Source organism: Flexivirga sp. (assembly GCF_035551235.1).
In the GTDB taxonomy this organism is placed as follows: Bacteria; Actinomycetota; Actinomycetes; order Actinomycetales; family Dermatophilaceae; genus Flexivirga.
Genome location: NZ_DASZNO010000049.1, coordinates 42,698 through 63,302, shown reverse-complemented (window position 1 = coordinate 63,302; position 20,605 = coordinate 42,698). Strand labels below are relative to the sequence as shown.

Here is a 20,605-nt window from a genome sequence, read left to right as displayed (position 1 = left end):
CTGTCGGTGATTGGCTGTCCTCTCGGCAAGGGGGCGGGCGCCCCCACCACCAGGCGAGGGCGGGGGCGCCCACCGCCAGAACCCGCCCAGGCGGGGGCGCGGGCGCCCCCACCGTCAGGCGGCGGGGGCTTCCGCGGGCTGGACGTCCAGGCCGTCGCCGTCGGCGGCCTTGTCGATCGTGACGGTCTGGCCGTCACGCACCTCGCCGCCGAGCAGCGCCTTGGCCAGCCGGTCGCCGATCTGCTTCTGCACCAGCCGGCGCAGCGGACGCGCACCGTATGCCGGGTCGTAGCCCTCGTCGGCCAGCCACTGCTTGGCCGCCGGGGTGACCGACAGGGTGATCCGCCGGTCGGCGAGTCGCATCGCGATCGCGTCGACCTGCAGGTCGACGATGCGGGTCAGCTCGTCCTTGGTCAGCGCCTCGAAGATGATGACCTCGTCGAGCCGGTTGATGAACTCGGGCTTGAACGACTGCCGCACGGTGTTCATCACCGAGTCCTGCTTCTGCTTCAGGTCCAGCGTCGGGTCGACGAGGAACTGCGAGCCCAGGTTGGAGGTCATGATCAGGATGACGTTGCGGAAGTCGACCGTCCGGCCCTGGCCGTCGGTCAGCCGCCCGTCGTCCAGCACCTGCAGCAGGATGTCGAACGTCTCCGGGTGCGCCTTCTCGACCTCGTCGAGCAGCACCACCGAGTAGGGACGCCGACGCACCGCCTCGGTGAGCTGGCCGCCCTCCTCGTAACCGACGTAGCCCGGAGGCGAACCGATCAGCCGGGCGACCGCGTGCCGCTCGGAGTACTCCGACATGTCGATGCGTATGACGGCGCGCGCGTCGTCGAAGAGGAAGTCCGCGAGCGACTTGGCCAGCTCGGTCTTGCCGACACCCGTCGGACCGAGGAAGAGGAACGAACCGGACGGCCGGTCCGGGTCGGACACCCCGGCCCGCGAGCGACGGACCGCATCCGACACCGCCTGCACCGCGCTCTTCTGGCCGATCACGTGCTCGCCGATCCAGTCCTCCATGCGCAGCAGCTTCTCGGTCTCGCCCTCCAGCAGCCGCCCGGCGGGTATGCCGGTCCAGGACGAGATGACGTCCGCGATGTCGTCCGGGCCGACTTCCTCCTTGACCATCGGCGCCTCGCCGCCGGCCGTCGAACTGGTCGACTCGGCGGCCTGGGCCTCCTCCAGCTTCTGCTCGAGCGCGGGCAGTTCGCCATACAGAATCTTGGACGCGCCGGCGTAATCCCCGTCGCGCTGCAGGCGATCGGCCTGGGTGCGCAGCTCGTCGATCTCGGCCTTGAGGTCACCGACCTGGTTCAGGCTCGCCTTCTCCTGGTCCCAGCGGGCGGTGAGAGCGCTCAGCTCCTCCTGCTTGTCGGCCATGTCGGACCGCAGCTTGGCCAGCCGCTCCTTGGACGCGGCGTCGGATTCGTTCTCCAGGTGCAGCTCCTCCATCTTCAGCCGGTCGACCGCGCGGCGCAGCTCATCGATCTCGACGGGTGAGGAGTCGATCTCCATCCGCAGTCGCGAGGCCGACTCGTCGATCAGGTCGATCGCCTTGTCCGGCAGCTGCCGGGCGGTGATGTAGCGGTCGGACAGCGACGCGGCAGCCACGACGGCGGCATCGGAGATCGCCACCTTGTGGTGCGCCTCGTAGCGCTCCTTGAGCCCACGGAGTATGGCGATGGTGTCCTCGACGGACGGCTCGCCGACGTAGACCTGCTGGAAACGGCGCTCCAGGGCCGGGTCCTTCTCGATGTGCTCGCGGTATTCGTCCAACGTGGTCGCGCCGACCAGCCGCAGCTCACCGCGCGCCAGCATCGGCTTGAGCATGTTGCCGGCGTCCATCGAGGAGTCACCGCCGGCCCCGGCGCCGACCACGGTGTGCAGCTCGTCGATGAAGGTGACGACCTCGCCGTCGGAGCCCTTGATCTCCTCCAGGACCGCCTTGAGCCGCTCCTCGAATTCACCGCGGAACTTCGCGCCGGCGACCATGGCAGCCAGGTCGAGTGAGATCAATCGCTTGTCCCGCAACGATTCCGGCACATCACCGGCGACGATGCGCTGGGCGAGACCCTCGACAACAGCGGTCTTGCCGACACCCGGCTCACCGATCAGCACGGGGTTGTTCTTGGTGCGGCGCGACAGCACCTGCACCACACGACGGATCTCGGTGTCCCGGCCGATGACCGGGTCGAGCTTGCCGTCGCGCGCAGCCGCCGTCAGGTCGGTGCCGTACTTCTCGAGCGCGTCGAAGCTGCCCTCGGGCTCTGGGCTGGTCACCTTCCGGCCACCTCGCGTCTGCGGGATCGCTGCCGCCAAAGCGTCTGCGTTCAAACCGAATTCACCGGTCTGGGCGAGCGCGAGCAGCAAGTGGTCGGTCGAGACGAACGTGTCGCCCATCGACTCCATCGCCTGACGACCCTGCTCGAGCACGTTGGCGAACGCGCGGGACATCGTCGGCTGCGCGACGGAGGCACCCTGGGTCGCGGGCAGGGTGCGCAGTGCCTGCTCGGCGGTGGCGCGGACGGCCTGAACGGTGGCGCCGACGGCTTCCAGCAGCGGACCGGTGGTCGTGTCGGTCTGCTCGGTCAGGGCGAGCAGCAGGTGGGCCGGTTCCACCTGCGGGTTGCCGGCCCGGGTCGCATTCTGCACGGCGCTCGAAACGGCTTCTTGCGCCTTCGTCGTCAGCTGTAGATCCACGTTCGTCGGTCCTCCCTGGTCGGGTTGGTGTCGTCAGGTCCTCTGGTATGCCGCACCGCTTGCGTCCACCCTTACCTGACAGGTCTGGCCGGGCAAGCACGACATACGTCTCGCTGTGGACAACGAGGGCAAAGTTGAGTCTATTCCGCTCAACTTTCATCTGCACGCCGACTTCACCGACTCCACGCCCAACGGACACGTGGACGCCGCCACACCCCGAAACGCTGGACGCCCCGCAGGTCCACGATCTTCGAGGAGCGACATGACTTTGATCCGACGCCGGACCCTGCTCGGCGGCAGCATCGGCGGCGCGGCGGCACTCACCCTCGCGGGTGCCCGAGCACGGACCGGCGCCACTCCCCCACCCACCGAACATGCGATCACCGGCGCGGGCACGACGCTGGACGAGGCCGCACGACCGGCCAGCAGGCAGGGGTACACCCGGCTCACCGCGGGCCAGGGATATCCGCTGATCGTGCGGACCGACTTGAGCCCGGCACGGGCGAACCGCCTGTCGACGCGGACCGGTCGCGCATCGATCGTGCAATTCACCGACCTGCACGTCATCGACGCCCAGTCACCGGTGCGCTTCGAGTGGCTGCACACGGTCACCGGCAGTGCGTTCCGACCGCAGGAAGCACTCGGAACCCAAGGTGGCGCACAGCTCGTCCGCCGGGTCAACCAAGTCGGCAAGGGACCGTTCAGCGGCCGCACTTTCGACTGCGTGGTCACCACCGGCGACAGCTCCGACAACCACGAGAAGGTGGAGCTCGACTGGTTCCTGGCCCTGATGAGCGGCGGCAGCATCACCCCGAACACCGGCTCCCCGACCGCCTGGGAAGGCGTGCAGAACGCCGGCGACAGCCTCTACTACCTCCCTGAGTCCGACGCGCCCGACACGTACAAGAAGGCCGGATTCCCAACGATCCCAGCATATTTCAAGCAGGCGACCGCCACCCACACCAGCGACGGCCTGAACACCCCGTGGTACAGCGTGTTCGGCAACCACGACGACTCGATCGGCGGTATGACGCCTTCGGACAGCCCGGCCCTGGCCGACCTCTACACGGGCCGGTTCAAGTTCACCGGTTTCGCGAATGCGAGCGGCAACTCGGCCCTGCGCGGCACCGTGGCCGGCGCACACCCCGCCATACCCGAGCATTCGAGACTGCCGAAGTCGCGATGGGAGGTGACCGCCGATGACCGACGGGCGCCCTTCACCCCGCGCGAGTTCATGAGCGCGCACCTCGACCCCAGCGTCGATGGCCCGGGTCCGCACGGTCACGGCTTCACCCTCGATGCCCTGGCGCAGGGCATCGGCTACTACGACTTCCCGATAGCGCCGGGTGTCGTTGGCATCGCCATGGATTCGACCAACCGGGCCGGCTTCGTCCAGGGCTCGATCGGCGACGCGCAGTTCCGATGGATCCAGCGCATCCTCGAGGCGTCCTCGAGTCGCTACTACGACAGTCGGGGCACCGAGCACCGCCAGGACGTCACGGACCGGCTCTTCGTCCTCTTCAGCCACCACACCAGCGACTCGATGTCCAACCTGCTGCCCGCACCCGACCTGCTCGAGCTCCGGCACAGCGGGCCCGAAGTGGTGAGCATGTTGCAGCGTTACCCGAATGTCATCGCCTGGGCGAACGGGCACACGCACCGGAACAGGATCACGCCGCACCGGCACGACGACCCGACCCGCAGCTTCTGGGAGATCAACACCGCGTCCCACATCGATTACCCGCAGCACGCCCGGATCATCGACGTGTGCGACAACGCCGACGGCACGCTGTCCCTCTTCACGACGCTGATCGAGTCGGCGGCGCCATACCAGGCGGCGTATGACGACGGCTCGTCCGAAGCGCTCGCCTCCCTCTACCGCGAGCTGTCCTACAACGACATCCACCACAACAACGCCAAGCGGATGGGCACGTATGCCGATCGCAACACCGAACTGCTGCTGAAGAACCCGATGGCCTGAGCACCCGGGCAGATCCACGGCCGAAGAATCAGGGGCCCGTCACCGATTCCTTGCTCGCCGGACACCCACGGACCGCGTTCTCCGGCAATGATGGACGGACGTCCAAGATGCTGAGGAGCGAGATGACTTCCATTCGACGCCGGTCCCTGCTCGGCGGCGGCATCGGCGCGGCCGCCGCAATGACACTCGGCACCCGAGCCGCCCGCGCGGCCGAGTCCGACATCGGGTGGCGGTCGCGCGCCCTCATCGGCCATGGCACGACCCTCGAGACCGCCGCCACCCCAGTGCGATCCAGCGGTTACACCCGGTTGACCGCCGGCCCCGGCTATCCACTAACCGTGCGCACCGACCTGTGCCCGGCCAAGGCGAAGCGCGACGACACCCGGACCGCGCAGGCGTCGATCGTGCAGTTCACCGACCTTCACCTCGTGGACGCCCAGTCGCCGGTCCGCTTCGAATGGCTGCACGAGATCAACGGGTCGGCGTTCCGGCCGCACGAGGCCCTCGGCACCCAGGGCGGCGCGCAGCTCGTCCGCCGGGTCAACCAACTCGGCAAGGGTCCGTTCAGCGGCCGCGCGTTCGACTGCGTGGTCACCACCGGCGACAGCTCGGACAACCACGAGCACATCGAACTCGACTGGTTCCTGGCCCTGATGAGCGGCGGCCGCATCACCGCGAACACCGGCTCCCCGACCGAGTGGGAAGGCGTCCAGAACGCCGGCGACAGCCTCTACTACCTCCCGGAGTCCTCCGCCCAGGACCTCTACAAGAAGGCCGGATTCCCAACGATTACAGACTTTTTCATGAATGCCACCGCTACACACACCAGCGAGGGCCTGCGCACGAAGTGGTACAGCGTCTTCGGCAACCACGACGATTCGATCGAAGGCACCCTGCCCTCCGCCACTCCGATCCTGGCCGACATGTACACCGGCAGCTTCAAGTTCACCGGGTTCGACGACACCAGCGGCAACCTCGCCCTGCGCCGGTCATGGGTCGGCGGGCAGTCCGCCATACCGACGTCGTCACAGCTGAGCAAGAACCGCTGGAAGGTCACGCCGGACGAGCGCCGGGCGACCTTCACCCCGCGCGAATTCATGGCGGCGCACCTGGACGCGAAGGTCGACGGACCCGGCCCGCACGGGCACGGCTTCACCGCCGACGCGATCGCGGATGGCATCGGCTACTACAGCTTCCAGATCGCGCCGGGCGTCGTTGGTATCTCGATGGATTCGACCAACCGTGCCGGCTTCACCGACGGGTCGATCGGGGACGAGCAGTTCCGGTGGATCAAGCGCACCCTCGAGGCGTCCTCCAGCCGCTACTACGACGGCTGGGGCGTCGAGCACCGCACGGAGCGCACCGACCAGCTGTTCGTGCTCTTCAGCCACCACACCAGCGACAGCATGAACAACCTGCTGCTCGCGCCCGACAAGCTCGAAATCCGGCACAGCGGCTCGGAATTGGTGAGCACCCTGCAGCGCTACCCGAATGTCGTGGCATGGGTGAACGGCCACACGCACGACAACAAGATCACGCCGCACCACCACAACGACCCGACGCGTTCGTTCTGGGAGATCAACACCGCGTCGCACGTCGATTTCCCGCAGCACGCCCGGATCATCGACGTGTGCGACAACGCCGACGGCACACTGTCGCTCTTCACGACGCTGATCGAGTCGGCGGCGCCATACCAGGCGTCATACAGCGACGGCTCGCCCGAAGCGCTCGCCTCGCTCTATCGCGAGCTGTCCTACAACGACATCCACCGCGATCCGAACAGGATCGGTAGCGACGTCGACCGCAACACCGAGCTGCTGCTGAAGAACCCGATGGCCTAACCGCTCCCACACAAGAACGTCCCCTGACCGTCGGTCAGGGGACGTTCGCCGGACTATGGGCGGGTATGGCGGTCAGTGGCGGTTCAGCCACGGGGTCTGCTTCTCGATGAGCAGTTCCTGTGCCTCCTGCTGGTCACGCCAGAACGCCCGAACCCGGCCGGTGAAGCCGAGCGTGGTCCGTCCCTGCTGGCGGGTGGTCCTCTTGTTCAGTGCCTGTGTCGTGTTCATGTCTTCTATTCTGGATGACTTAACTGTTCAGCACAAGCTGTGATTCCTTCATGACGCTTAAGAGTTGCTGTAGCATTGGAGGATGCTCGACATACACCGCCTGAGGGTCTTCCGGTCCGTCGTCGCCAGTGGGTCCGTGCAGGGCGCCGCGACGCATCTCGGCTACACACCGTCCGCCGTCAGCCAGCACATCAACCAGCTGCAGCGCGAGACCGGACTGACGCTCTTCGAGAAGGCCGGCCGCGGAATCTGCCCCACACCGACCGGACGCCTGCTGGCCGAGCAGAGCGACGACGCCATGGGTGCGCTCGCGCGCCTGGACAACGTCGTGACCGACCTGCGCCAGGGCCGCACCGGCAGCTTGTCCATCGCGTGCTTCTCGTCCGCGGGCGAGGAGTGGGTCCCGAAGCTGGTCGCGAAACTCCAGCGCGAGTTCAAGAACGTCCTGATCACCGTCGACCTCAACGAGCACACCGAGTCGGCGCGTCCCGAGTGCGACCTCGACATCCGCACCGAGGACCTGAGCGAAAAGCCCTCGCACATCAAGGGATACACCCGGCACGAGCTGACGACCGAGCCGTATGTCGCCGTCCTGCCGGCCAAGCACCCGCTCGCCGAGCGCGACGAGATCTCGATGAGCGACTTGGCCGAGGATCCCTGGGTCGACGACAGCAACGAGGACCAGACGTGCGGCCGCATCCTGCGTCGCGCCATCGACAAGTCGGGCGTCGCACCGCGGATGGTCGCCGCATGCCAGGATCACCACACGAGTTTCGCGCTCGTGGCCGCTGGCATCGGTGTGACGTTGGCACCGCGCCTCACCCTCGGCGCCCTGCCCCGCAGGGCACGCGCGGTGCCGTTGTCGTCGCCGGAGATCCGGCGGGGCATCTGTGTGCACGTGCGCGATGCGGCTGCGGGCAGCCCGGTCACCCGGCGGGCGCTCGAGCTGCTGCACGAGATCGCGCCCGACGAGCAGTGAGCAGTGGCTAGCGATTCGTCGGGTCGATGACCCACTCGGTGGAGGTCTCGACGACCTCGAAGCCGAGCTCGGCGTTGATCGCCACCATATGCTCGTTGGTGTCCGCGTTCATGGTGCGAACCAACGGCCGCCCGGGGTAATCGCGCTGCAATCGCTGCAGATTCGCGGCCTTGACGGCTGCGCCCAATCGATGCCCACGGTGTCGCCGGTGCACGTAGGTGCCCTCCTGGACGACCGGGTCCAGTGAGGCGTCGAAGACCAGATCGGTCTGGGCCGCGACGACGCCCGTCGACTCCTCGATCGCCAGGCACGACAGGCGGATCCGCCCTTGTTCCGCCTCGCGCTCGTACATGCGCCGCAGCCGCTCGGGCGTGACCACCTCGCCCTCGAACTCGACCTCACCGGATGGCGCATCCGCCGCCAGCAGACCCATCAGCTCGGCCAGCCCCGGTAGCAGGTGGTCGGGGACACGCCCGACGAAGGTCTCGACGCGGTAGCCCGCGCTGTGCGCGGCGGCGTCCGCAACGATCCGAGCAAGCACATCGTCCCCCACCGGGAGCGCCAGGTGCTGGGCGAGCTCGCGCCAGGCCGGGCTGAAACCGTGCGCCCTTGCGAACCGGGCGTATTCGTGCTCTTCCCGGTCATCGTCGCCGGGTGCGAGCGTCTCGACGAAGAGCGCCGTCCGGCCGAGTTCTCGGACCCGCGCTATGGCGTCACGCACCAGCGCAGCGCCGATGCCCTGCCGGCGATGCTGCGGTGCGACATCGAGGTCGGCATACACCTTCTCCAGATTGTCCTGGGAGGGGACGAACAGCAACGTCGTGCCGAGGCAGGCTCCGGCTGCGTCGAAGAAGCCGTAGAGCTCGCGCGGCTCCTCGGCATCGGGCTTTCGCATGCCGATGAGCCACGACTTGTATGACGGGGGCGAGAACCACGGGCGCGCAACGCCTTTCGACGCGATGCCCACGTCATACACCTGACGCATGGCGGCGTCGTCCGCCGGATCGATCAGTCGGATCACATGGTCGACGCTACGGATCTCCCGTACTCAGGGCCACCGAATTTCCCACTCAACCGGCGGTCGACCAGTCGTCGTCCAGCCAGCCACCGTGTTCCTTCGCAAGGGAGGCGAACCGCTCAGCGAGTGCCCTGGCCACGGCGCTCGCCGGATCGTCGATGGTGTCCTGCACGACGTGAACCACCCAGTCGACGTCCTCGGCGTCGTCCTCGCCGGCGAGGGCCTCGGAAACGACACGGACGGAAGTGAATTCGTCATCCGCGAGCTCTTCCGCCGCATCCTCGGCAGCGCTGCGCTCGGGGAAGACCATGAGGTACTCGATCACGGGACCCACTGTGCCAGATTCAGGCGGTCAACCCCGTTTGCGCCATACGACAAGGGCGCGCTCGGTGCGCACCGGGGTGACCCGCTCACCCGGGCGCAGCGGCGTGATCTGACCGTCCGGTGCCGCGGCGAAGACGCGGCCCATGCCCTTGCTGCGCTCACGGGCCAGCTCGTCGGAGAGTTCGCGGACACGTGACCGCAGGGCCTCGATCTGGTCCTCGAGCTCCAGGATCCGACGGATGCCGGCGAGGGAAACCCCCTCCTCCTGGGAGAGGCGCTGCACCTCCCGCAGGACGTCCAGGTCGTGCATCGAGTAGCGACGCCCGCCGCCGCTGGTGCGCGACGGCGTGACGATGCCCAATCTGTCGTATTGACGCAGGGTTTGGGCGTGTATGCCGGCGAGCTGCGCCGCCGCGGAGATCGCGTAGATCGGCGCGTCCCCCGGCGGCGGCGACGTGCCTCGCCACGATGAGCGGACCATCACTGTGCGGCTTTCGCGCTCAGTTCGGCTCGTGGGTCAACGCCACTGGAGCGCTCTTCCTCGGCCATCGCCTCGACCGCCTTCTTGGCGTCGCCGGACAACTTCTCCGGAACGACGATCTGCACGACCGCGATCAAGTCACCCGCGCCGCTCTTGGCCTGGATGCCCTGGCCCTTGACACGCAGCTTGCGACCGGACGGGGTGCCCGGCTTGATCTTGACCTTGACGCTCTTGCCGCTCAGGGTCGGGACCGCGACGGTGGCGCCGAGTGCGGCCTCGGCGAAGGTCACCGGCAGGTCGACCGTGAGGTTGTTGCCCTCGCGGCGGAAGACCGGGTGCGACTGCACCGTGATGTGCAGCAGCAGGTCGCCGGGCTGCCCGCCGTTCGGGCTGGGCTGTCCCTTGCCGCGCAGCCGGATCGTCTGACCGTCCCTGACACCGGCGGGGATTCGCGTTTTGATGGTCTGCCCGTCGGCCGCCTGGAGGGCGATCGTCTCGCCCGCCGCGGCGTCCCGGAAGCTCAGCGTCGTGCGCGCCTCGAGGTCGGCGCCCTTGCGGGGGCCGGCCTGGTAGCCGCCATACGGGGATCCATAACCACCGCCGCCACCGAACTGTCCGAGGATGTCGTCGAGGTTGATCTGCTCGCCACCGCCCCCGGTGGAGAAGCGGACGTTCTGGCCACGACCACCACCGCCGAACATGGAGCCGAAGAGGTCCTCGAACCCTGCGCCGCCGGCAGCTCCGCCGGGACCACCGGCGGTGAAGCGGGCACCGCCACCGACCATCTGGCGCAACTGGTCGTACTCCTGGCGCTTGGCCGGGTCGGCGAGGACGGAGTTGGCCTCGCCGATGTCCTTGAACTTCTGCTCGGCCGCAGCGTCACCGGGATTCTGGTCCGGGTGCCACTTGCGGGCGAGCTTGCGGTAGGCCTTCTTGATCTCGTCGTCGCTCGCGTCCTGGGAGACACCGAGGATCTTGTAGAAGTCCTTCTCGAGCCAATCCTGACTAGCCATCAATCACTCCATACCTCGAAAGGTCGTTGGTCGAGCGGGGATTCGCGATGAACCCCCGCTCGACCAAGGACCGGGGCTGCATCAGGACGGGTCCGCCACCGCGACGCGAGCGGGTCGAACCATGCGCTCACCCAGCCGGTAGCCCGGCTGCATGACCTGCACGATGGTGGTGCCCTCCGCACCCTCCGGCACCTCGGCCTCGATATGCATCAGGGCCTCGTGATGGGTGGGGTCGAACGGCTCACCGACCGCGCCGAACGCGGTCAGGCCCAGCTTCGTCAGCGTCGAGTCGAGCTTGTCGGCGATCTTCTCGAAGGGCGTGCCCTCCAGATCCCCGTGCTCGCGCGCCAGGTAGATGTCGTCGAGCACCGGCAGCAACGACTCCAGAACGCGCGCCGTGGTGGCGTCCTTCTGGGCCTCGCGGTCGCGCTCGACGCGCTTCTTGTAGTTGAAGTACTCCGCCTGGGCGCGCTGCAGATCCTCCAGCCGCTGCGCCGCGAGCACGGTGTCGGGGTGTTCGACATCGGCTTCGGTGGTGTCGGCGGTGGTCTGCTCGCCCTCCGTCGCCGACTCGCCTGCCGTGGCCGGCTCGTCGACGGCCGGCTGCTCGGCAGCGGTGTCGTCCGTCACTGTGTCCTCCGATCCGCTCTCCGACTTCGTGCGCAGTTCACCGTTCTCGTCGATCCGGCGCTTGTCGCGGATGACGGGTCCGGTCTGGTCCTCTTCCTCCGGCCGCCGGCCGGGCCCCGGAAGATCGGAGCCCGGCTGCGAACCCTTGGTGGAGTCCGTCACTTGGAGTCACCCTTGGCGTCGGCGTCGTCGTCGACGACTTCGGCGTCCACCACGTCGTCGTTCTCGGCGTCGGCCTTCGGAGCGTCGCCGGTGCCACCCGCGGCGTCACCCGTCGGGGCGTCACCGCCGGACTGCTGCTCCGCGGCATACAGGGCGGCGCCCATCTTCTGCGAGGTTTCGTTGACCTTGGTGGTCTTGGCGGAAATGTCCTCGGCGGAAGCGTTTTCGTCCTTGAGCGCGTCCTTCAGCTCGGTCAGCGCCGACTCGACCTCGGACTTGGAGTCGGCCGGGACCTTGTCGCCGTTGTCGGCCAGGAACTTCTCGGTCGAGTAGACCAGCTGCTCCGCGGTGTTGCGGGCCTCGGTCTCCTCGCGCCGCTTCTTGTCCTCGGCCGCGTGCTCCTCGGCGTCCTTGACCATGCGGTCGATGTCTTCCTTCGGCAGCGCGGAGCCACCGGAGATCGTCATCGACTGTTCCTTGTTGGTGCCGCGGTCCTTGGCGGACACGTGGACGATGCCGTTGGCGTCGATGTCGAAGGTGACCTCGATCTGCGGCACGCCACGCGGTGCGGGCGCGATGCCGGACAGCTCGAAGTTGCCGAGCGGCTTGTTGTCCTTGGCGAGCTCGCGCTCACCCTGGAACACCTGGATCTCGACCGAGGGCTGGTTGTCCTCGGCGGTGGAGAACACCTCCGAGCGCTTGGTCGGGATCGCGGTGTTGCGCTCGATCAGCTTGGTGAAGAGCCCACCCTTGGTCTCGATGCCGAGCGACAGCGGCGTGACGTCGATGAGCAGCACGTCCTTGCGCTCACCCTTCAGCACGCCGGCCTGCAGTGCGGCACCGACCGCGACGACCTCGTCCGGGTTGACGCCCTTGTTGGGCTCCTTGCCGGTGAGGTCCTTCACGACCTGGGTGACGGCCGGCATACGGGTCGAACCACCAACGAGCACAACGTGATCGATGTCCTTGACGGTGACGCCCGCGTCCTTCATGACCTGCTCGAACGGAGCCTTGGTGCGCTCCAGGAGGTCCTTGGAGATGTCCTCGAACATCGCACGGGTGATGGTCTCGTCCAGGTGGATCGGGCCGTTCTCACCCATCGAGAGGTACTGCAGGCTGACGTTGGTCGACGTCGCGCCGGACAGCTCCTTCTTGGCCTGCTCGGCCGCGTCCTGCAGACGCTGCATGGCGATCTTGTCCTTGGACAGGTCGACGCCGGTCTGGTTCTTGACCTGCTGGACCAGGTGGTTGACCACCCGCTGGTCCCAGTCGTCGCCACCGAGCTTGTTGTCACCGCTGGTCGCGCGGACCTGGATGGTGGAGAAGCCGTCCTCCGGGTCCTTGCCGACCTCGAGGAGGGACACGTCGAAGGTGCCGCCACCGAGGTCGAAGACCAGGATGAGCTCGTCCTCCTTGCCCTTGTCGAGGCCGTAGGCGAGCGCCGCAGCGGTCGGCTCGTTGATGATGCGCAGCACGTTGAGACCCGCGATCTCGCCGGCCTCCTTGGTGGCCTGGCGCTCGGCGTCGTCGAAGTATGCCGGGACGGTGATGACCGCGTCCGTGACGTCCTCACCGAGGTAGGACTCGGCGTCGCGCTTCAGCTTCTGCAGAATGCGGGCCGAGATCTCCTGCGGGGTGTACTTCTTGCCGTCGACCTCGGTGCTCCAGTCGGTGCCCATGTGGCGCTTGACCGAGCGGACCGTGCGGTCGACGTTGGTGACGGCCTGGCGCTTGGCGATGTCGCCCGCCAGCACGTCGCCGTTCTTGGCGAACGCGACGACCGACGGCGTGGTGCGACCGCCCTCGGCGTTGGCGATGATCTCCGGGTCGTTGCCCTCCAGGACCGCGACCGCGGAGTTGGTGGTGCCGAGGTCGATACCTACCGCACGTCCCATGTCTGTGTTCTCCCTTGGTTGAGATGTTGGTCTGTCATGTCTCGACGCCGGACGCAGAGGAGCCCCGCGTCATACGAGCGAAGTTGACTGTGTCCGACTCAACTCCGGTGTCGGCGGTCATGTCAAACCGACGGCTCCAAAGTTGCGCTTACCTGACTCAACTTTTGACCTGGTCGAATGATTCCCCGGCGCCACGACTTTTTCGCCGAGCCCCGGGAGCTGCGGCAGCGACCCGCTCAGGCTCCCCCGGTGGCAGCCGGCTCGAGGACCTCGACGGCCAGCACCGTGGGCATGTGCCGCGCGATCTCCTCCCAGGTCTCGCCCTCGTCGCGACTGGCGAAGACGGAGCCCGTGTTCGTCCCGAAGTAGACCCCGGCAGGGTCCCGGCGATCGCCGCTCATGCCCTGTCGCAGGACGGTGAAGAAACAGGCCTCCTGCGGCAGTCCGGTGCGCTGCGCTTCCCAGGAGGCGCCGGCATCCCGGGAGCGCCATACAGCCGCGGCCGCGTCCGGCGGGTAGCGGCCCTCGGTGTCGCCGTTGAGCGGCACGGTCCAGATCGTCCGGCCGTCGCGCGGGTGCGCCCAGAGCGGGAAGCCGAACGTCGAGGGCAGCCCCGCAGTGATGTTGTGCCAGGTGTGGCCGCCGTCCTGCGAGCGCCATACGCCGTGGTGATTCTGTTGGTAAAGAACGGGTTCGGTGCCTTCGGCGCGTTCGAGGTGGTGCACGCAGAAGCCGGTGTGCCCGTCGGATGCCGCGGCCGGGTGCGTGTTGCCCTCACCCGCCGTGGGGTCGGCCAGGTCGTTGCGCCGCTCCCAGGTCACGCCACCGTCCTCGGTGGCGAAGACGCCGGCCGCGGAGATGCCGATCCACATCTTCTCGGGGTCCTCCGGATCGACGACGATCGTGTGCAGGACGAGCCCGGCGGCGCCGGGGCCCCAGTCGGGCGCCGACGGATGATCGGTCAGGCCCTTCACCGTCTGCCAGGTCTCGCCACCGTCGTCGCTGACCAGCAGAGTCGCGGGTTTCGTTCCGGCATACAGCTTTCCGCCGCCCCGCCCCAGCGACCACACCTGCGAGAAGTCGTCGCCGAACGGCGCCGGTGTGTCCGTCCAGCCGATCGACGCGGCGAACTCCGGGTCGCTCGCAGCCCAGGTGTCCATCTGCCCGGTGGTCAGCTTGGTGACGGACCAGGTCGTGCCGCCGTCGTCGGAGCGCCATACGCCGGCACCGGACCAGTCGCCACCGCCACCGGCCCACATCGTCCCGGTGGCCGGGTCGCCGATGACGTGATTGATCGGCCAGCCGTCGCAATATGGGCCGCGGACCGCCCATTTCGTGCGGTCGGCGTCGCCGTCCAGGATGAACGCGCCCTTGGTCGTTCCGACCAATACGTGGATTGCTGCGTCGGGCATCAGCCGCTTCTTTCGTCGAGGCCCGGGCAGCGGTATGCCGGGCACCGCAGCCTCTTATTCTCGCCACGCGCGAGCCGCCCGACAAGACCCTGGAGCACAGGGAATCGCGTCTCCGTCAGGCATCCGGCGCTACGTTGGTCGGACGTCGTCACTGAGGAGGAAGTGTGCCAACGGCAGCAAGGGATTTCGCCGATCGAGCCGTCGCGTGGGCGTCCGCGCAATCGTCGATTCGGGCAGTCGTCATCTTCGGCTCGGTCGCCCAGGGTGTCGACCACGACTTCTCCGACCTGGACCTGATCCTGGTGGCGGAGCCCGGGCGCCGCGAAGAGGTCTGGGACGACCGGTCCGCGATCGCAGCGACCATCATGGGGGTCGAACCGGCATACGCCCAGGAGCCGAGCTGGCAGGGCGAGTTCCGCTATCAGGTCTGGGACGAGGACTTGCACGAACTGGACCTGACGATCGCCGAAGGGTCGGTGCAGGTGTTCGCGGGCATAGCGCGAGGTTTCACCGTCGTGCTGGATCGGGCCGACGTCGAGCGCCGCCTGACCGCGGACGTCGCGGCGTGGTCCCCACCCGAGTTCGATGCCGCCACCCTCGACAGCTCGACCTGGCCGTGGCTGCTGGGACTGCAGGGACGCCTACGGCACGGCGAGCGATTCGCGGTGCGCGCCGGCGTGGTCGACACGCTGATGGGGCGTGTCGTGCCCATGCTCGGAGCCGAATGGCACACGGCCGAATCCCAGCTGTCCGCAGCGGACATGCAGCGTGTGCATGCCGCAATGCCCCGCTCGGACGAGTTCGCCGAGCTGAGTCGCTCGCTCCGGGAGACAGCCCAGGTCTACGACTGGGCCCTCGATCGTTGGGCGGAGCGCACCGGACGGACCCGACCGCGAAGTCCGCTCGCCGCACTGACCCGCGCCCGCCTCGCCGTCGACATCGCGCCTTCCGCCGGAGCGCGAAAATGATCGATCGGCGGTGTCGTATCCGTGGTGTCCTGTTCGTGGACGGGGTGAGGCGGGCAACGGGTCCGCCACGGAAACACGGGAGCTGCCATGACCCAGTTCATCATCTACTTCAACCAGCAGTGGGTCGGTGACCACAGCGAGGAGTGGTTCGTCGAGCGCGGGCCGCTCGCCGGGGCGGTCGTCGAGGAGATGAAGGACGCCGGCGTCTACGTGTTCGCCGGTGGGCTGGACGAGGACATCACCAACGCGTTCAGCGCCGACACGACCAGCGGCTCGGTCGAGTTCACCGACGGGCCGTATGTCGAACACAAGGAGTTCCTCGGTGGCCTGACGGTGATCGACGTCGCCGATGTTGACGCGGCGAAGCTCTGGGCCGGCAAGATCGCCGAAGCGTGCGGCTGGCCGCAGGAAGTCCGGCGGATCGGCTAGACCGCTGCGGCCTGCCGATGCCCCATCAGTGCTCGCCCTTGATGACGAAGTAGGACCCACGGATGGTGCCGGCCAGCTTGGACTTCTGCCGGGCGAACTTGAACGCGCCGAGCTCCTCCGGGACCTCCATCCCGTCGGACAGCTTGAACCCGACCGCACGCTTGCCGCCCTCGTCGAGCGTGTACATCACGTTGATCGACAGGCCGCTCTCGTAGAAGACGTAGGCCATGTTGATGTTCTCGACCTGGAACTGCGTGGCTTCCAACGCCGGCGATGCGATGACGATGTCCCGCTCGTCCTTGAGGATGCCACTCACCCAGTCGATCACCGGCTGCACCTCCGCGGCGGGCTCGACGGTGAACGTGTGGTCGTACTTGTTCTTGAAGTAGCGCGCCTCGTTGGCCCGCAGGCCGGCGAGCGCTTCCGCCACCGGTGACGACTCCAGGCCGACGGTCGACACAGTCTTGAAGTCAACGGCGTAGGACATGCAGCACTCCCAAGGATGAGTAGGTCGGGCGCCATACGGCTGGAACGAAGGCTACCGACCGCTACTGGCATCCGATCGCCACGTCACACATCGTGCGCCGCGCCGTCGATCGGCTCCGACTACCGTGCTGACGTGACGACCCTGCGGATCTACGGCCTCTTCATCGTGGCGGCGCTCGCCGAGATCGGGGGTTGCTGGCTGATCTGGCAGTCGGTCCGCGAGCACCGGCCGTGGTGGCTCGCGCTCGGCGGTGTGGTCGCGCTCGCGGCATACGGCTTCATCGCGACGGCCCAACCGGACGCGCACTTCGGCCGGGTGCTCGCAGCGTATGGCGGGATCTTCGTGGCCGGCTCGCTCGTGTGGGGTGTCCTTGCCGACGGCTTCCGACCGACGCGGTGGGACCTGATCGGCGCCGCCGTGTGCCTGGTCGGGGTGGGCGTCATCATGCTCGCGCCACGGCGCTGAGCTGCCCCTGCCCCTTGTCGGCACCGGAAAGTTCTTGAGATTCTTTGCGGCAGGTGTCGTATGACGGTCTGCGCGTTCGTGGCGTTGGTATGACGGCCAACCGGGCCGCCCGGACGAAGCCGCTAGCGGCCGGTCCCGAACTGAGAGGAGAGGGCCAGTGCCCCAGTATCTGATCGCATTCAACGACGAGTGGGTCGCCGAGCACACCCCGGAGCAATTGCGAGCGAAGGGCGAGGCCTCGATGCGCGTGATCGACGAGATGAAGAACGATGGAGTGTTCGTCTTCACCGACGGTGGCATCGGCGCCGAGTCCGTCGTGTGCAGCGTGGAGGCGAAGAACGGGAAGCCGGTCTTCAGCGACGGCCCGTATGTCGAGACCAAGGAACACCTGGGCGGGTTCTGCGTCGTGGAGGTCGCCGACGATGAGGCCGCTGGCTATTGGGCGGGGCGCCTGGCGGTCGCTCTGGATTGGCCGCAGGAAGTGCATCGCTTCCCCGGTAGAAGGCACATCCTGGAACAGAAGGACGGTGAGTGACATGCCCCGGTACATGATGTCGGTCTACGGACCGGCCGACGCGGGTGAGTTCGGCAGCTACTCCAGCAAGGAGGAGATGCTGCAGTCGTTCGCCGACACGGGCGCGTTCAACGAAAAGCTCGAGAAGGAAGGGCATTTCGTCTTCGCGGACGGGTTGGCGGACGCAACGACGGCGACCACGGTTGACGGCCGCGGCGACAAGCCGGTGGTCACCGACGGCCCCTATGCGGAGGCCAAGGAGTACCTCGGTGGCTTCTGGGTCATCGAGGCGGCCGACCTCGACGAAGCGCTCGCTCTCGCGGCGGAGGGATCCAAGGCATGCCGCGGCAAGGTCGAGGTGCGCCCGTTCCAGACCGAGGAGTCCTTCAAGGCGCTGCTGGACTCGTGACCGACGGCTCGGTCGACGAAGCGATCACCCGGGTCCACCACGAGGAGTGGTCCCGGGTGGTCGCCGGCCTGGCCCGTCGCTTCGGTGATCTCGACATCGCCGAGGACGCCGCGGCGGAAGCGTTCGCCGCGGCAGTCGAGCGGTGGCCACGCGACGGCATACCTCCCAACCCCGGCGGGTGGCTCACCACCACTGCCACGCGCAAGGCGATCGACCGGCTGAGGCGGGAGTCGCGGCGCGACTCCAAGCACGCAGAGGCTCAGCTGATGATCGACGAAAACCCTGCTACCCCAACGGGTCCGGTCGAGGACGACCGCCTTCGACTCGTCTTCACCTGTTGCCACCCGGCGCTCGCCATGGAGGCTCGGGTGGCGCTCACCTTGCGCCTGCTCGGCGGACTGACCGTCGCCGAGATCGCCCACGCGTTCCTTGTGCAGGAGACCACGATGGCGCAGCGGATCACCCGCGCCAAGGCGAAGATCAAGGCGGCGCACATCCCCTATCGAGTGCCGTCGACCGCCGACATCGAGGAGCGGTTGTCCGGCGTGCTCGCGGTGGTCTATCTCGTCTTCAACGAGGGCTACCTTGCCAGCGCCGGCGACGACCCGGTCCGGGCCGACCTGAGCGACGAGGCGATCCGGCTGGGCCGGCTGCTGCACTCGCTCCGGCCGGAGGACGGTGAGGTGACCGGGCTCCTGGCCCTGATGCTGCTGACCGACGCCCGCCGCTCGTCCCGGGTCTCCCGCACCGGTGAACTCGTGACGCTGGACGAGCAGGACCGTGGTGCGTGGGACCGTTCGCTGATCGCCGAGGGGCACGACCTCGTCCGCGAACGACTGACCGCGGTCGCCGCCGGCGGGGAGGCGCCGGGGCGCTACCAGTTGCTCGCCGCGATCAATGCGGTGCACACGTACGCCTCGTCCGCCCGCGACACCGACTGGTCGCAGATCGTCACGCTCTACGACCGTATGGCGAGGATCGATCCCTCGCCGGTCGTGCGGCTCAACCGGGCAGTCGCCGTTGCCGAGCTCGATGGGCCCGACGTGGCTCTCGGCGAGATCGACCGCCTCGCAGGCGAACTCGACGGCTACCACGCGTTCCACGCGGCACGCGCGGACCTACTGCGCAGGCTGGGACGAAGCGGTGACTCGCGCGCGGCATACGACCGGGCGATCGTGCTGGCCGGCAACCCTGCCGAACGCGCGTACCTCAGCCGCCGTCGAGACCAGCTGGCCGGCTGACGCGCCCCTACGGTGGCCGCCGCTGTCAGTTGCCAAGCACTCGGTCGAGGAACGGATTGGCGAACATCCGGTCGGGATCCAGTTGTGCTCGAGCAGCCGTGAAATCGTCGAATCGCGGGTAGAGAGTGCGCAATTCGTCAGCGGCGTGGTCGAGCTCCTTGCCCCAGTGCGGACGAGCGCCGAGCTCGCGCATGCGGCGCCAGAACTCGCCGAAGTAGCGATCCCGATCCCCCAGAACCGCTGTGTAGGCACCGAGTTGGACGACGTCCCCGCCATACGCCGGACTCAGCCAGCCGGTGTCGCCCTTGACGAAGCGCAGCTCGGTGATGAAGTTGACGTGGACATCAGCGTCGTCGACCACCTGCACGGCCGCGTCGAAGGCAGCCCCGCCGCTCGCCAGCGGGACGGACGCCTCGGTCTCGGTATGCCGGGCCGGCATCGGCGTGGAGAAGATCAGCGGGCTCGGCCCGATCCGACTGGCCTTCTTGAGAGTTCGGCCGGCGGTGCGGTTGAACATCGGGACCCAGCCCGACTGCCGACGCTGCGCGGCGAAGATCGCAGGTAGCAGGCTGCGATGCAGGATCTTCTCGTCGATGAAGCGGTCGGCGTGGACCGCGAGCAATGTCCGTGGCGCCGGGACGCGTTCGTAGCGGAACACCAGCGCCTTGGGCGTGTGCGGCATCCACCACACCTTGGTGTATTCGGCACTCGTGCTGATCTCGGGCAGGGCCGCCGCCACCTCGCCGACAGGCAACCACTCGATGCGTTCGCGGAGGGTGAAGGCCGGCACCACCCGAAGGCGCACTCGGGTCAGAATCCCCAATGCTCCCAGGTGAACTCGCGCCGCATCGAGCAGATCATCGTCCTCGCCCAGGTCACGGACGACGCCCGCGCCGTCGACCAGGCCGATGGCGCGCACCAGCCCGGAAAGGTTCGGATGCGTCAGGCTCGACCCGTGTGTGCCGGTCGCGATCGCACCGGCGATCGACTGGTCCGCGATCGACCCGAGGATCGGCAGGGCCAGGCCGCGCGCGGCAAGGGCCGCACTCAGGTCACGTAGTCGCGTGCCGGCAAGGACGGTCACGGTGGTGTCGTCATACGCGACGATCCCGCGCAGGTTGTCGAGCGAGACGGCGATGTCCGTGGGCGCCGCGAGCGCGTTGAAGGAGTGTCCAGCACCGACGCAGCGGACCCGGCGGCCGTCGACGCGCGCCCGCTGCACGAGAGCGACGACGTCGTCCTCGGTGGCGGGCGACATCCATTGGCTGGGCACGCAACTCTCGGTGCGCGCCCAGTTGGCGAATCCACCGCCGCGGAGCATGGGCGGCCGGCGCCATCGGGGTGCGGTCGAGCGGGTCATACGCGGACCTTACCGAAGAGTAACCATGCGGTGGGTGTCGTAGTGTTTTCGGATCCGAACGACGA

The 20,605-nt window shown here is 67.8% G+C and carries 20 protein-coding genes; 9 read left to right on the top strand and 11 right to left on the bottom strand.

Annotated features, from left to right (window positions below; translation table 11 throughout):
* Positions 1-114: 114 nt before the first annotated feature.
* Positions 115-2,703: an ATP-dependent chaperone ClpB gene (clpB, locus tag VG502_RS18810; RefSeq protein ID WP_325551642.1), complete on the bottom strand. Its 2,589-nt coding sequence runs from the start codon at positions 2,701-2,703 to the stop codon at positions 115-117.
* Between the two features lie 262 nt (positions 2,704-2,965).
* Between clpB and VG502_RS18805 the strand changes: the two genes are divergently transcribed.
* Both VG502_RS18805 and VG502_RS18800 read left to right on the top strand, forming a co-directional pair.
* Positions 2,966-4,684 (top strand): TIGR03767 family metallophosphoesterase, encoded by a 1,719-nt coding sequence (locus VG502_RS18805; protein WP_325551641.1) that lies wholly within the window; start codon positions 2,966-2,968, stop codon positions 4,682-4,684.
* A 122-nt stretch (positions 4,685-4,806) separates the two neighbouring features.
* Positions 4,807-6,525, top strand: a complete 1,719-nt coding sequence (locus VG502_RS18800) for a TIGR03767 family metallophosphoesterase (protein ID WP_325551639.1) — start codon at positions 4,807-4,809, stop codon at positions 6,523-6,525.
* A 72-nt stretch (positions 6,526-6,597) separates the two neighbouring features.
* Here the strand turns inward: VG502_RS18800 and VG502_RS18795 are convergent, their stop codons facing one another.
* The gene (locus VG502_RS18795) at positions 6,598-6,753 is read right to left on the bottom strand and encodes a hypothetical protein (protein ID WP_325551638.1); all 156 of its coding nucleotides are present in this window, start codon (positions 6,751-6,753) and stop codon (positions 6,598-6,600) included.
* 82 nt (positions 6,754-6,835) lie between these two features.
* On the opposite strand from VG502_RS18795, the gene VG502_RS18790 reads away from it, so the two are divergent.
* The gene (locus tag VG502_RS18790; protein ID WP_325551636.1) at positions 6,836-7,732 is read left to right on the top strand and encodes a LysR family transcriptional regulator; all 897 of its coding nucleotides are present in this window, start codon (positions 6,836-6,838) and stop codon (positions 7,730-7,732) included.
* Between the two features lie 7 nt (positions 7,733-7,739).
* Here the strand turns inward: VG502_RS18790 and VG502_RS18785 are convergent, their stop codons facing one another.
* The 7 genes from VG502_RS18785 to VG502_RS18755 form a co-directional block, all read right to left on the bottom strand.
* Entirely contained in the window at positions 7,740-8,753 is a 1,014-nt protein-coding gene (locus VG502_RS18785) for a GNAT family N-acetyltransferase (RefSeq protein WP_325551635.1), read from the bottom strand.
* Positions 8,754-8,802: 49 nt separating this feature from the next.
* Entirely contained in the window at positions 8,803-9,075 is a 273-nt protein-coding gene (locus VG502_RS18780; protein ID WP_325551634.1) for a ribonuclease E inhibitor RraB, read from the bottom strand.
* Between the two features lie 27 nt (positions 9,076-9,102).
* Positions 9,103-9,555 (bottom strand): heat shock protein transcriptional repressor HspR, encoded by a 453-nt coding sequence (locus tag VG502_RS18775; protein WP_325551632.1) that lies wholly within the window; start codon positions 9,553-9,555, stop codon positions 9,103-9,105.
* Positions 9,555-10,568, bottom strand: a complete 1,014-nt coding sequence (locus tag VG502_RS18770) for a DnaJ C-terminal domain-containing protein (protein ID WP_325551631.1) — start codon at positions 10,566-10,568, stop codon at positions 9,555-9,557. The genes VG502_RS18775 and VG502_RS18770 overlap by 1 nt, the downstream gene beginning before the upstream one ends.
* 81 nt (positions 10,569-10,649) lie before the next feature.
* Positions 10,650-11,360 carry a nucleotide exchange factor GrpE gene (locus VG502_RS18765; RefSeq protein WP_325551630.1) on the bottom strand — a complete coding sequence of 237 codons (711 nt, stop codon included), beginning with the start codon at positions 11,358-11,360 and terminating at the stop codon, positions 10,650-10,652.
* Positions 11,357-13,255, bottom strand: a complete 1,899-nt coding sequence (gene dnaK / locus VG502_RS18760) for a molecular chaperone DnaK (RefSeq protein WP_325551628.1) — start codon at positions 13,253-13,255, stop codon at positions 11,357-11,359. The genes VG502_RS18765 and dnaK overlap by 4 nt, the downstream gene beginning before the upstream one ends.
* A gap of 236 nt (positions 13,256-13,491) precedes the next feature.
* Entirely contained in the window at positions 13,492-14,667 is a 1,176-nt protein-coding gene (locus VG502_RS18755; protein ID WP_325551627.1) for a beta propeller repeat protein, read from the bottom strand.
* 164 nt (positions 14,668-14,831) lie between these two features.
* On the opposite strand from VG502_RS18755, the gene VG502_RS18750 reads away from it, so the two are divergent.
* Together VG502_RS18750 and VG502_RS18745 are read left to right on the top strand one after the other, a co-directional pair.
* Complete coding sequence (locus tag VG502_RS18750) at positions 14,832-15,635, top strand: nucleotidyltransferase domain-containing protein (RefSeq protein WP_325551626.1); 804 nt, start codon at positions 14,832-14,834, stop codon at positions 15,633-15,635.
* 87 nt (positions 15,636-15,722) lie between these two features.
* The gene (locus VG502_RS18745; protein ID WP_325551625.1) at positions 15,723-16,064 is read left to right on the top strand and encodes a YciI family protein; all 342 of its coding nucleotides are present in this window, start codon (positions 15,723-15,725) and stop codon (positions 16,062-16,064) included.
* 25 nt (positions 16,065-16,089) lie between these two features.
* On the opposite strand, the gene VG502_RS18740 is transcribed toward VG502_RS18745, so the two are convergent.
* Positions 16,090-16,551: a phage tail protein gene (locus tag VG502_RS18740; protein ID WP_325551623.1), complete on the bottom strand. Its 462-nt coding sequence runs from the start codon at positions 16,549-16,551 to the stop codon at positions 16,090-16,092.
* Between the two features lie 132 nt (positions 16,552-16,683).
* Here VG502_RS18740 and VG502_RS18735 point away from each other — a divergent pair, with 132 nt between their 5' ends.
* From VG502_RS18735 to VG502_RS18720, 4 genes are all read left to right on the top strand, one after another.
* Complete coding sequence (locus tag VG502_RS18735; protein WP_325551622.1) at positions 16,684-17,016, top strand: YnfA family protein; 333 nt, start codon at positions 16,684-16,686, stop codon at positions 17,014-17,016.
* A 157-nt stretch (positions 17,017-17,173) separates the two neighbouring features.
* Positions 17,174-17,551 (top strand): YciI family protein, encoded by a 378-nt coding sequence (locus VG502_RS18730; protein ID WP_325551620.1) that lies wholly within the window; start codon positions 17,174-17,176, stop codon positions 17,549-17,551.
* Position 17,552: 1 nt separating this feature from the next.
* On the top strand, positions 17,553-17,939 hold the full coding sequence (locus VG502_RS18725; protein WP_325551618.1) for a YciI family protein: 387 nt from the start codon (positions 17,553-17,555) through the stop codon (positions 17,937-17,939).
* Positions 17,936-19,180 (top strand): RNA polymerase sigma factor, encoded by a 1,245-nt coding sequence (locus tag VG502_RS18720; protein ID WP_325551617.1) that lies wholly within the window; start codon positions 17,936-17,938, stop codon positions 19,178-19,180. The genes VG502_RS18725 and VG502_RS18720 overlap by 4 nt, the downstream gene beginning before the upstream one ends.
* Before the next feature lie 25 nt (positions 19,181-19,205).
* On the opposite strand, the gene VG502_RS18715 is transcribed toward VG502_RS18720, so the two are convergent.
* Complete coding sequence (locus VG502_RS18715) at positions 19,206-20,540, bottom strand: D-arabinono-1,4-lactone oxidase (protein WP_325551615.1); 1,335 nt, start codon at positions 20,538-20,540, stop codon at positions 19,206-19,208.
* Positions 20,541-20,605 lie beyond the last annotated feature (65 nt).

Excerpts from the sequence above, each read along its gene's own strand:
- VG502_RS18790 (WP_325551636.1), top strand. The coding sequence starts at position 6,836 with ATGCTCGACATACACCGCCTGAGGGTCTTCCGGTCCGTCGTCGCCAGT.
- VG502_RS18795 (WP_325551638.1), bottom strand. The coding sequence starts at position 6,753 with ATGAACACGACACAGGCACTGAACAAGAGGACCACCCGCCAGCAGGGA.
- VG502_RS18740 (WP_325551623.1), bottom strand. The coding sequence starts at position 16,551 with ATGTCCTACGCCGTTGACTTCAAGACTGTGTCGACCGTCGGCCTGGAG.
- VG502_RS18725 (WP_325551618.1), top strand. The coding sequence starts at position 17,553 with ATGCCCCGGTACATGATGTCGGTCTACGGACCGGCCGACGCGGGTGAG.
- VG502_RS18775 (WP_325551632.1), bottom strand. The coding sequence starts at position 9,555 with ATGGTCCGCTCATCGTGGCGAGGCACGTCGCCGCCGCCGGGGGACGCG.
- dnaK (WP_325551628.1), bottom strand. The coding sequence starts at position 13,255 with ATGGGACGTGCGGTAGGTATCGACCTCGGCACCACCAACTCCGCGGTC.
- VG502_RS18745 (WP_325551625.1), top strand. The coding sequence starts at position 15,723 with ATGACCCAGTTCATCATCTACTTCAACCAGCAGTGGGTCGGTGACCAC.
- VG502_RS18805 (WP_325551641.1), top strand. The coding sequence starts at position 2,966 with ATGACTTTGATCCGACGCCGGACCCTGCTCGGCGGCAGCATCGGCGGC.
- VG502_RS18770 (WP_325551631.1), bottom strand. The coding sequence starts at position 10,568 with ATGGCTAGTCAGGATTGGCTCGAGAAGGACTTCTACAAGATCCTCGGT.
- VG502_RS18715 (WP_325551615.1), bottom strand. The coding sequence starts at position 20,540 with ATGACCCGCTCGACCGCACCCCGATGGCGCCGGCCGCCCATGCTCCGC.
- VG502_RS18755 (WP_325551627.1), bottom strand. The coding sequence starts at position 14,667 with ATGCCCGACGCAGCAATCCACGTATTGGTCGGAACGACCAAGGGCGCG.
- VG502_RS18800 (WP_325551639.1), top strand. The coding sequence starts at position 4,807 with ATGACTTCCATTCGACGCCGGTCCCTGCTCGGCGGCGGCATCGGCGCG.